This window comes from Bacillus sp. RC251, assembly GCF_044908765.1.
Lineage (GTDB): Bacteria > Bacillota > Bacilli > Bacillales > Bacillaceae_G > Bacillus_A > Bacillus_A wiedmannii.
The window spans coordinates 708,631-720,680 of the sequence record NZ_JBIYDP010000002.1 but is presented as its reverse complement, the minus strand read 5'-3'; the positions used below and the strand labels follow the sequence as shown (position 1 = coordinate 720,680).

Annotated in this window: 10 protein-coding genes; all 10 read right to left on the bottom strand. The window is 35.3% G+C overall.

Translation table 11 applies throughout. The annotated features are described in order from the left end of the window. Positions 1-408: 408 nt before the first annotated feature. The 10 genes from ABH961_RS13670 to ABH961_RS13625 all read right to left on the bottom strand — a co-directional run bounded on the left by ABH961_RS13670 (position 409) and on the right by ABH961_RS13625 (position 12,047). A complete protein-coding gene (locus ABH961_RS13670) occupies positions 409-1,395 on the bottom strand; it encodes a choloylglycine hydrolase family protein (protein ID WP_404519508.1) in 987 nt (328 codons plus the stop codon). A gap of 214 nt (positions 1,396-1,609) precedes the next feature. Next, a complete protein-coding gene (locus ABH961_RS13665) occupies positions 1,610-2,971 on the bottom strand; it encodes a sensor histidine kinase (RefSeq protein ID WP_098079087.1) in 1,362 nt (453 codons plus the stop codon). Then, positions 2,959-3,621 (bottom strand): response regulator transcription factor, encoded by a 663-nt coding sequence (locus ABH961_RS13660; RefSeq protein ID WP_048545941.1) that lies wholly within the window; start codon positions 3,619-3,621, stop codon positions 2,959-2,961. The genes ABH961_RS13665 and ABH961_RS13660 overlap by 13 nt, the downstream gene beginning before the upstream one ends. Before the next feature lie 41 nt (positions 3,622-3,662). Continuing rightward, positions 3,663-4,421 (bottom strand): lantibiotic immunity ABC transporter MutG family permease subunit, encoded by a 759-nt coding sequence (locus tag ABH961_RS13655; protein ID WP_404519506.1) that lies wholly within the window; start codon positions 4,419-4,421, stop codon positions 3,663-3,665. Position 4,422: 1 nt separating this feature from the next. Further along, a complete protein-coding gene (locus ABH961_RS13650; protein WP_404519505.1) occupies positions 4,423-5,175 on the bottom strand; it encodes a lantibiotic immunity ABC transporter MutE/EpiE family permease subunit in 753 nt (250 codons plus the stop codon). Between the two features lie 3 nt (positions 5,176-5,178). After that, positions 5,179-5,883, bottom strand: a complete 705-nt coding sequence (locus ABH961_RS13645; RefSeq protein WP_048545945.1) for a lantibiotic protection ABC transporter ATP-binding protein — start codon at positions 5,881-5,883, stop codon at positions 5,179-5,181. A gap of 258 nt (positions 5,884-6,141) precedes the next feature. Beyond that, positions 6,142-8,085 carry a DNA mismatch repair endonuclease MutL gene (gene mutL, locus ABH961_RS13640; protein ID WP_098079084.1) on the bottom strand — a complete coding sequence of 648 codons (1,944 nt, stop codon included), beginning with the start codon at positions 8,083-8,085 and terminating at the stop codon, positions 6,142-6,144. A gap of 8 nt (positions 8,086-8,093) precedes the next feature. After that, positions 8,094-10,766 carry a DNA mismatch repair protein MutS gene (gene mutS, locus ABH961_RS13635; RefSeq protein ID WP_048545947.1) on the bottom strand — a complete coding sequence of 891 codons (2,673 nt, stop codon included), beginning with the start codon at positions 10,764-10,766 and terminating at the stop codon, positions 8,094-8,096. Between the two features lie 181 nt (positions 10,767-10,947). Then, positions 10,948-11,490, bottom strand: coding sequence for an outer spore coat protein CotE (gene cotE / locus ABH961_RS13630; protein ID WP_001288802.1), 543 nt, complete (start codon positions 11,488-11,490; stop codon positions 10,948-10,950). A 125-nt stretch (positions 11,491-11,615) separates the two neighbouring features. Further along, the gene (locus tag ABH961_RS13625; protein WP_000649386.1) at positions 11,616-12,047 is read right to left on the bottom strand and encodes a YlbF/YmcA family competence regulator; all 432 of its coding nucleotides are present in this window, start codon (positions 12,045-12,047) and stop codon (positions 11,616-11,618) included. Positions 12,048-12,050 lie beyond the last annotated feature (3 nt).

Here is a 12,050-nt window from a genome sequence, read left to right as displayed (position 1 = left end):
ACAGCTCATGTACTTTTAAAAAGTGCTGATATACAGCGCTTTTTTATACATAGATAATAGAAAAACAAAAAAGGTATGGATATTTCCCACACCTTTTTTGTTCTTTACTATTTATAAATGGAGTACGTCCATGTTCATTTTACCTAATAGCACTTTAATGGGCCTTCTAGAAGAAATAAGTTTCTTAGCGTTTTTAGAGATATTCAGGATAATACTATTCAAATACATTAGGCAATAAAGTCCACCATCACTGCACCTTAGCCAATGCTTCTACCAGCAAAGTTTTACTCGTTGGAGTCATTGAAGAAAGGAGTAGATCTATGGTGAATCACAAAGTTAAAGAAGTACCCAAGAATTATATAGGCATTATTGCTCTATTATATTTACCAAACATTGTTTCAAAGCTACCTAGTTTTCATAAAATATTTTTTGTTTCCGTTGGAACGGATAGGCTTTAATCTCATTTGTATCTAAATTTTCATGAAATAAATGAATGGCTATAATTTGTCTACAATCGTAGGTATGATAATAATATGTTCCGGACTCCATACACATTACGCTTGTATATATGGTATTATCTAATGCACCTTCTTCTGTTATTACTCCGCCTTTAGGAACCTCGCAATTTGATAAAATATGAAATAGGGCCGATACTCCCTCTTCTTCACTATCTATACCTTGAATGTTTTGTTTGCCATATGCTGCTCGCACAAACCTTGATGGCGGTGTGAAATCCCCTGGAAGTCCCATTGAGCCTGAGCCCTGACCAAAAGCACTTAATGGTAAGTTACTCCACTCAGTTGGCGCGAATGGCTGCGATTTAAGGCCTATATATTGTCTTAAATTTTGCAAATGCCAAATAAACTCCGGACTATTCGTCATCACTCCTAGTGGGTTATCATACATTTTTAATCCTTCATTTGTCGGCTCCAGTACAATACAATCTCCCCATTTATCCGCTAAAATCCAATGTAGTGGTGGCGTAAGTCCTAAATCCGGTAATGGTATATCCAAAAAGGTAAGGCTATCTACAGATTTCTTTAACTCTTTGACAGAATTGAATTGTGTCAGACTCCAAGTCACAAAATCAAATGGAGCCAAATTCGTTTTGTTGTCATCTATGCTTTGACTATAAGTAGCGAATCCTGGAAAATAGAGTGTTGCACATGTCATACCTGCTTCATTTACTCCGTCCGCCATAATGATCCTTCCTTGATGATTAATTCCCATTCCAACCGTAGCATGTTTCGTATTAATAATTTCACCAGTTATATTATTCCACTGGTAATGTCGAGGAATGATTATTACTTCTTGATTCAAATCCAATGTGAAGTCCATCGTTCTTGCAAAAAGATGCTGACCGTTTTTTGTCTGTAATGTCAAACTAGTACACATAGATAACACCCCATTTTATGGTTTTATCTACACTTTACATAATTCTGATAAATCTGTAAAATAAAAACCTCTTTCCTTACAAAAAATTGAGAAAGCACATATAAATTGTAAATCGGTTGAGGTTATCTCTAGTTGATAAATAAATTTTTAAAATATAGTTACAAAAATAATTATATTAAAAAGGAGCGACTTGTTATAATCTGTACCCTCTCTACTACGCTGATATTTCCAAAACAACTTTTGCACCGTGCAGCTTTTCCGAATTACTTAAGTAAAGGTTTCCACCGTGTTGCTTTGCAAAGCTTTTAGCAATGTATAACCCCATTCCATGATGATCTTTGGAGTTTCTACTTTTATCTCCCCTATAAAACTGCTCTGTAGCTGAATGCATTTCCTCTTCTGTAAACCCTCTTCCCGAGTCCTCTACAATAAATTGCAGTTTTTCACTAATCATTTCCACTGAGAACATCAAGTCACCCTTTGTTGGAGAATATTCAATTGCATTCATCATTATATTCATAATTGCTCTTTTCAAAGCGGTCTCGTCAATAGGAATAAAATTTGGTATGTCCTGAACATTTTCAATTAGATTTAACTGTTTGCCTAAAACACAAATTGCACTTTCTTCTATAATATTACGAATAAAGTCGCGGAGATCTGTTTGCTTGAATTGAAGTGAAGCGCCTTCCTCACATTTCGTAATATCGAGCAAAGATTTCATATATATTTCCATCTCATCAATACTTTTCAAAATATGCTCATTACATTTCTTCTGATTTGAATCTAGCATTGATTCATTTAATAGCTCTGCATTCCCTCTCAATATCGTTAATGGCGTTTTAATATCATGTGCCAAAGCAGCAATCTGCTCTCTTCTATTCGTTTCCATATTCCACTGTGTACGTAACGAATGATTTAATTCATCTTTCATTTTTACTAAAGAAGTTAATACTTCATTCACTTCTTTTATTTTAGATTGTTCCACTTGAAAATCTAAATCTTCCTTTTGAATTTTATCTGTTACATTTCTCAAAATCAGCATTTCCTTTGACAATGATTTACCAAAAGAACGAGATAGAAATATCACTTCGGCAACAAATAGTAGAATAAAAAGAACAATTTCACAAACTTCCGGACTTGGTAAATACTTCTGCAAAAAAGGATTTTTAAAAGTAGCATGTAACGTATATAGAATGACACAAATATCTTTATCACGTTCTATAACTGCATAGTAGTACTTACTATCACCTTTTTCATCCTTATGTATGTTATTCCATATTTGTCCCGCATAATCTTTATTAATACTCCCTTGAATAACGTTTCCAGAAAAATCATACACAACATATTTATATTGCTTTAAAATTTGATCATCGTCCTGCTCCGCTTTAACTATAGCATCTCTTTGCGACTCAATCTGCTTTTCATAATAATTTGCTGGCAAGATTACCTCTGCGTTAACTCCAACTTGGAATAGAATCATAAAAAAAGTAACTAATACAATCGTCCCTATTGAAAATGCAAAAATATACTGTATTAAAATCTTACTAAGATTGACTTGCTTTTTCACTTTCTCCATTTATAACCAATTCCCCATACTGTTTCTATTGGATTCATGTTATGCTTACATAATTTTTGACGGATATTTTTAATATGTTCCACAATTACTTGGTTATCACTTTCTCCCTCATAACCAAAAACATTTTCGTAAATCTTTTCTCTTGAAAATACTTGTCCATGATTCAAAGCTAAATATTCGCAAATTCCATACTCACTTTTCGTAAATGCGATAGATGTATCGTCATGCCATATTTCTTTACATGACAGATGAAATGTAAGACCTGACAGGAAAAATGCATTTTGCTTTTCTCTATGCTCACGCCTTACATGTGCGGATACCCTCGCACGCAGTTCTCCAATTCCAAAAGGTTTTGTAATATAGTCATCTCCACCGAGACTAAGCCCTGTGATCAGATCCTTCTCCATTGTTTTGGCTGTTAGAAATACAATTGGACTATCAACCAAATCCCGTATTTCCTTACAAAGTGTAAAACCATCTATTTCTGGCATCATGACATCTAATAGAATTAAATCATAATGACAAAATTTCTCCTTTGGTATAGTAAGAGGATTACTAATGGCAGTTACCTCATGGCCTTCTTTCTCTAAAGCACTTTTTATAATATAAAGGATGCCTTCTTCATCATCAATTGCTAATATTCTTGCCATATAGAATCCCTCCTCTCACTTCCATTATAATACAAATGCACTTACATTTCTTTACGGCCTTCATAAAAGGAAAACCATACAAGGGAAATAACAAATGCAATGATCGTGAAACAAACGCAAATCACTGCTCCAATTTTTTCCTCCACTTGTAAGACATAAATAGAAGCGGGACTCAATTTGTGCTCCAAAAAATAATTGCATAATCTCACACTCCACGCACATGGCGTGTATTTCCAAATCACATCTCCCATCCCTGTAAGCATTAAAGCTACCAGCAAGCTTTCTATAATTCCAATCCCAATGGAAGCACCTTTACTAAAGCGAAAATTTAAGAACAGATGCCATATATACATAAAGATTTGACAACCAAAAAGAATGAAGGAAATTTCAACATACAAAGCAAATGGAAAGTTATTTTCTTCCAACAGAGAATGAAACCCTGCCGCAAACCCAACGACTGCCAACATAGTTGAACAAAACCCACATATTAAAAGTAAACATACTTTACTAATAAATGCTTTACGCCTTCCGTATTCCGTTGATAAAAGTTCTTTAAAATTCCCTGCCACAGCCTCCTGTTCCACAACAGAAGAACACACAATGCTAATTAGCAACGGAAAAGATATCGATAATACTTGAATATATCCTGAAACCTTATTTATAGAATCAACTTTTGAAATGGAATAATAACTTAAAAAAAGAGCAATACCGATGATTGGCATCGCTATATGTATCCAGAAAAAAATCGTATGTTTCATTTTTATAAAATCAGCTCTTACTATCCTCGACAAAACCGCCATATTATTTTGCCTCCTGCTTTTCAAACCATTTTGCCGTCATATAAGTAAACAAAAAGAACAACACGACAGAAATTGCCACGCCTGGCAAAATTACATCGTAGGAAAGGAGTTCTGGTTTGAACGTTACACTTCCGGTTTCTGCATATAGACCATTTGGTAGTATTTTTAAAATAGGAATCATAAGTCTACTTGGATATGTGTATGGACTAATCATCCAAATTTTTTTTGTTGCCAATACAACTCCAAAAATTCCATTTGCCCCTATATTCAACAGAAGCGTCGGAAATAGCCCTATTTTGTTACCTAAAAACAAGCAGAGTGGAATTTGCCACATAAAAGTAACGATTAAAAGAACGCTTCCTAATAGCGCATTTACTGTAGGAATGATTCGGAAGTTCTCCTTATTTAATAGTAAACTAGATAACTGGATTCCACAGAAAAAAAGTATGCATGAAAAGCTCAAAATCCCTAAAATTAGTAATACTTTAGAAATCCATACTCGTTTTAATGAAACTGGTAACGATAAGATAGAACGATTATTCATTTTCTTATCTTTCTCCGCAAGAAGTACACAACTTAAAGAAATCATTCCTGGAAGCATCGTAATGTACCACCAATTGTAACTAGATAATTGAAAATAATCCGCCGATAATAAAAAAGCAATTAGTATTGTGGCAAATGGAACTAGCCATATAAGTTTGCTCAAAAAAGTATGTTTAATTTTAATTTTTTCAGATGCAATATATAAATTCATTTCTTATGCCTCCCTTCTATACTTTCCAGCCACTTGTACAAATAAATCTTCCAGGTCATCATCCTTATTCAGTTTCCCCTGATACCCCAATACACCGCCTGAGATAATCCCAACATGATCTGCAATTTGACTTACTTCGCTTAAAATATGACTGGATAAAATGACAGTAATTCCTTTTGTGGGAAAGGAAAGGATTAATTTTCTTAATTCCTGAATCCCAAAAGGATCTAGTCCATTCATCGGTTCATCTAATATTAAAAACTTCGGATGATTCAGCAATGCAATCGCAATTCCCAATCGTTGCTTCATCCCCATAGAGAATTCCCTCGCTTTTTTCCTATCTGTATTCTCTAGCTCCACAACATGCAATACTTCATCAATCCTTGATTTAGGTAATCCTAAAACAGTCGTACGAACCAACAGATTTTCTCTTGCTGTTAAATTTTCATAAAGTGGCGGAGACTCAATTAAAGCACCAATAGAATGTAAATCTTGCCGCGTCCATTTATGACCATCAAAATAAACCTCACCAGAAGTAGGTATAAGCATACCTGTTATCATTTTTAAAGTTGTCGATTTCCCTGCCCCATTAGGACCTAACAATCCATAAATTGCATATTTCGGTACAGAAAGCGAAATATTTTGTACTACACTTTGCTTTCTAAATGTTTTGCAAAGATTCTTTGTTTCTAACATCATCTCATTCATCCTAAACTTCCTCCTCGTATATTGTAATTCTAGAGTAAATGACAATTATAAGGATTCTATAAGGAAAATGAAAAAACATAGAGAGATAGGAAATGTTTTTCAAATGCGATATGTATGAAACTATGTATTCATATAATTTTTCTATACTTGGCTAGGATTAAGAATTTTTTAAAAGCTCTTAAACTAAATGCAAACAAAAAGAAGCGATTTATTTCATCGCTTCTTTTTTATTAAATCATATCCAAAATAACAGTATCCCTACATAACCCTCTTAAACATCTTCTCCAACTCATAAGTAGAATGATGCACAAGAATCGGTCTTCCGTGCGGGCATGTGTATGGATTTGTTGTTGTACGTAATTCTTCCAGTAAAGCAAATATTTGATCGTTCGTTAAATATTGATTTGCTTTAATAGATGCTTTACAGCTCATCATGATGGCTGCTTCTTCACGTAACTTTTTAATATCAACTTTTTTTAGTTTAACAACCTGCTCCATCATTTCGTCGATAATTTCTGTTTCTTGTCCTTTCGGGAACCATGTTGGATGCGAGCGGACGATAAAGGATTGATGACCGAATTGTTCTAAAAATAGTCCGACTTTTTTTAGTTCTTCTAACTGCTCTTCGACACGTAAAAATTCAGTAAGAGATAGGTCAATACGGTATGGTACAAGTAGTTCTTGTACTTCTTGCGCTACCCTTCCTACCTTATCCCTGAAGTATTCATAATTAATACGTTCCTGCGCGGCATGTTGGTCAATCATATATAAGCCTTTATCATTTTGAGCGAAAATATATGTTCCGTGCATTTGTCCAATTGGATAAAGCGGTGGTAAGTCATTACCGTTCATTTCAATCTCTTCTATTTCCTGAACTTCTTCTTCCAATTCCTCTAATTCAAAGTCTTCATCATTGCTGTTCCACGATTTCTCTTCTCGAATCGGCTCTTCTATTATCGGTTTAGTAGATGGTTGCCAACTTTGTTCTTCCCTTACGAGCGACTGTGGTGGTTGCCATTCTTGTTTCGGCGGTTGCCACAGTTGTGCTGGCTGTTTCACAGCCAGTTGTTCTTCTCGTTTTTCATCCATGCCAGTCGGTAAAACGATGTCCGGCATAGATGGTTCTTTCGGCTTCGCATGCTCAAACTGAAACTGTTCTTGCACACTTTCATCTTTTTCTTTTTTCTTCGTTGTTACACCTGCATCTGGAATGAGCTGTATTTTTTTGAATGCCGATTGCAATGTTTCTTCGATAAGCTTTAGTAATTCTTGTTCTTTACTAAAACGAACTTCTAATTTCGCTGGATGTACGTTAACGTCAACAAGCATTGGATCCATTTCAATCGATAAGAAGCCGATTGGATATCGTCCGACTGGCAGTAATGTATGGTATCCTTGCTGAATGGCTTTCATTAATACGAAATTTCGAACGTAACGGCCATTTACGATCGTTGACATATAATTTCGAGATGCTCTCGTTACTTCTGGTAATGTGACATAGCCTTTAATTGTAAAATCTAAAGATTCAGCTTCAATTGGAACAAGCTTCTTCGCAACTTGAATGCTATAAATTGATGCAAGTACTTGTCTTACATCACCATTTCCTGATGTATGAAGCAATTTCTTTTCATTATGAAACAGCTTTAATGATACTTCTGGATGTGACATTGCAATACGATACACGATATCTGTAATATTCCCAAGCTCTGTATGAATGGTTTTCATATATTTAAGACGCGCTGGTGTATTAAAGAATAAGTTTTGTACTGTAATATCTGTTCCTTTTCGGCTCGCTGTTTTCTCCTGCTTTATAATGTCTCCACCTTTAATCATAAGGTGTGTACCAGGCGCATCACCTGTGCTAGTGATTAATTCTAATTCACTAACTGAGGCAATACTCGGCAATGCCTCACCGCGGAAACCGAGTGTTCTAATGCGAAACAGGTCGTTTTCATCTTTAATTTTGCTCGTCGCATGTCGTTCAAAAGCGACGATACAATCTTCTTCTGCAATGCCATCCCCATTATCAATGATGCGAATTTTTGATAAACCAGCTTCTTCTAAGTGGATTTCAATAGATGTACTATTCGCATCGATAGAATTTTCCACAAGTTCTTTTACGACTGAGGCAGGGCGCTCTACTACTTCCCCTGCCGCAATTAAGTTAGAGAGTTGATCATCGAGTTTGCGAATTTTCCCCATCTACTTACTCATCCTTTCTTTAACTTTTTCTGCAAGCGATACAGTTCGTTCATCGCCTCTAAAGGTGTCATATCAAGTAAATCAATTTTTTTAATTTGCGCAAGTACTGCCGTTTCTTTTGCATCTAGCACTGACTTGTCTTGTTTTTTCGAAGACTGTTCTCCACCAAAGAATGATAATTGCGATTCTTCCTCAGTCTCTACTTTCGTCTCTTGTATTTCTGCTGGTTCTTCTTTTACAACAGCTGGTTCTGGAGCCACTTCTTGTACTTTCACTTCTGTACGCTTTGGAATAATAATTTCTTCTTGTCCTTCTAGTTGCGCTAACACTTCTTTCGCACGAGCGATTAAGCTATCTGGAAGCTCCGCAAGTTGCGCAACGTGAATTCCGTAACTTTTATCAGCTGCTCCATCTTGGATTTTATGAAGGAATACTACTTTTCCGTTCTCTTCAATAGCTGAAACGTGTACATTCTTCAATTGTCCTAAACTTTCTTCTAGCACCGTCAATTCATGATAATGCGTAGAGAATAACGTTTTCGCACCAATTTGGTCATGAATATGTTCAATGATTGCTTGTGCAAGTGCCATACCATCATACGTAGATGTACCGCGTCCAATTTCATCGAATAAAATTAAACTTCTTTCTGATGCATTTGCAATTGCATTTTTCGCTTCTAACATTTCGACCATAAATGTACTTTGACCCGAAATTAAATCATCCGCTGCACCAATTCTCGTAAAGATTTGATCGAATACAGGTAATACCGCTTCTGTTGCTGGTACGAAACAACCAATCTGTGACATAACAGTTACAAGTGCTAATTGTCTCATATACGTACTTTTACCAGACATGTTCGGTCCTGTAATTAAAAAGACATCCATCTTCTCCGGCATAATACAATCATTCGGTACATACAATTTCCCGTTCAATACTTTTTCAACGACAGGATGACGACCATCTTTAATAAAGATTTCACGCTTAGTTGTTAAAACAGGTTTTACAAACTGTTCTTCTTCACTAACTGTCGCGAAACTTTGCAGTACGTCTAATTCACTAATTACTTTCGCTAAATGTTGTAATTTCGGAATAAATACTTTGACTTCTTCACGAAGCACTGTAAATAAATCGTATTCTAATTGTACAATTTTCTCTTCTGCTTCTAAGATTAATGTTTCTTTTTCTTTCAATTCATCTGTAATGAAACGTTCCGCATTAGCAAGCGTTTGTTTACGCTCATAGCGGCCTTCTGGAAGCGCTGCAAGATTCGCCTTCGTCACTTCAATGTAGTAGCCGAAAATACGGTTGTACCCGATTTTTAACGATTTAACTCCTGTAATATCACGCTCTCGTTTTTCAAGCTCAGCGATCCACGTTTTCCCGTTTTTACTAACGTAACGATATTGATCAAGCTTGTCATTATAACCGTCTTTAATAATATCTCCATCTTTAATAGAAAGCGGTGGGTTTTCTTGAATACTTCTTCCTAGTAATTCAGTTAAGCTCTCACATGGATCCGCACCTTGAATTAACCTTGCTGCATAAGCATTATCTAACAAACTAATCGCTTCTAAAATAGCCGGTACTTGAAGTAAAGATCGTCTTAACTGTAATAAGTCCCGTGCATTCACATTACCAAATGCAACTTTCCCTGCTAAACGTTCTAAATCATATACTTCTTTTAATTTTTCTTTTAAATCTTCACGTAAGAAGTAATCATTTACAAATGTTTCAACCATTTCTAAACGCTCTTCTACTTTTTCTTTTTGGATCAGCGGACGTTCCATCCACTGTTTTAACATACGACCACCCATAGCTGTTTTCGTTTTATCTAATAGCCATAATAATGATCCTGTTTTTTCTTTCGTTCGGAGTGTTTCTGTCAGCTCTAAATTTCGCTTTGAATGCACATCAATTTTCATAAATTGATTCGTATAATAAATTTCCACTGGTTGTAAATGGTCTAACGAACGTTTTTGCGTTCTTATTACATAGTTAAATAAACGTCCAACTGCTTTAATTAACTTTGCTTGCGAAACGTTTTTCACAAGATGTTCTAACCCTTCCGGAATCGTTGTTGCATCTTCATACGAAATCGTCATTTTTAATGTTGCAGTTAATTTATTTAATTCATCTTTTGAAAATGTAGAATCTACAACAATTTCTTTTGAACCAGTTGCATACACTTCTAATAAAATATCTTCTACTGAACCTGTTAACAACGTTACTGTATTTTGTCCAGTCGTTAAATCATTACAAGCTAAAGCATACGATCCATCTTCAAAATGTGTTAATGCTGCTAAGAAGTTATTTTCTTTCTCATCAATAGTACGCCCTTCCATCATCGTTCCTGGCGTAATTAGTTGTACTACTTCACGGCGTACTACACCTTTAGCTGTTTTTGGATCTTCCACTTGCTCACAAACAGCTACTTTATATCCTTTTTCAACAAGTTGTTCAATATAATTTTTAGCTGCATGATGTGGTACACCGCACATCGGTATACGATCACTACTACCACCATCTCGGCTCGTTAATGTAATTTCAAGTTCATGAGCTGCTTTAACCGCATCTTCAAAGAACATTTCATAAAAATCACCTAATCGGAAAAATAAAAAGGCATCTTGATAGTCTGCCTTAACCTTTAAATATTGCTGTATCATAGGGGTATATTGAGTCATACTTTTCCTCCATAATTCTTACATAGTAATCAATTTTCATATATGTCACACTTCACGGACATCCATATCTCCTATTTCAGGAGTCTTTCCTCATTATAGCACATTTCATAGGGAATCATGTTCATTCAAGCATCACTTATGTAAAGTAAAAAGCTAGGAAGAACTTCTCCCTAGCTTTCTATTACTCTTCTTCTGCATCGACGATAAAGTTCGGATCTAATTCTTCAAACTCATCATCATCGACTTGGAAATCCTCGTCTGATTCTACGCAACCTTCAGGATTTACACTTACACAAATTTTCGTTTCCCCAACTACTTCTGTTACAAATTCACGTTCTACAGTTACAACAATTTTATTACCATTTGGTGATACAAGAGCTTCTAAACAATTTGGTGGCTGAATGACACGAGCAATAATTTCTAAATCATCACCAGAAAAGTTTTTATCACGATACCCAATACTCACTTCATCAGTGTAGTTCACACGTTCTGTTACAACTTCTGTCTTTGTATTACCATCAAATGAATACCAAGTGTTCACATCATAGAAACCTTCAATTTCCACATGCTTTCCATTCTTTCTTGCTTCGTACGAGTGGTTAATTACCCAGCACCCTAAAATACTTGTTGGCTCATTATTCGATTCACATGTATGCGTTGACTTTGTATACTTACGTCCTTTTCCAACCACTGCTTTTGTAATAATCTCTCTAAATTCGGACATTCGTAACCCTCCTCAATCACTATTCACTTAATCATATGCGTGACAATAGCGGAATGTGTCATTCTTTTTTCGAGAAGAACTTACGTTTAACCCATTAAAAAAAGAGATGTCAATTCGACATCTCTTTAACAACCACAATTTCCTTTTTTACTTTCTACCGCTGCGCCCGTTTCACCCTTCAATACATCGCCATTAGTTGAAATTAATATTTCATCTGTTACGTTGTTAGAAATCGTACTTGCAACTAGCTGTAGTAAGTCATTTACATATGTTTGTGAAGATTTAAATTCTTGCACAACTGGAATACTATCCAACTTATCTTGCAATGCATCAATGTCAGCTTCTACTTTTTTCAAAGCTTCCCATTTCCCGTAATGCTGCAAGTTTACTGCTTGTTTTTGCAGTGCTTTAATTTCATCAATTGCGCGCTTTACATTTTCATTTTTATGAATTTGCGCCTCTGCTTTCTTAAAGAAATCAACTTCTTCTGTTTCAGAAATCATTTTTGCTAATTCTTTCGCTTGTTCAACAATTTCATCTTTCGAATATGCTTTCATCTA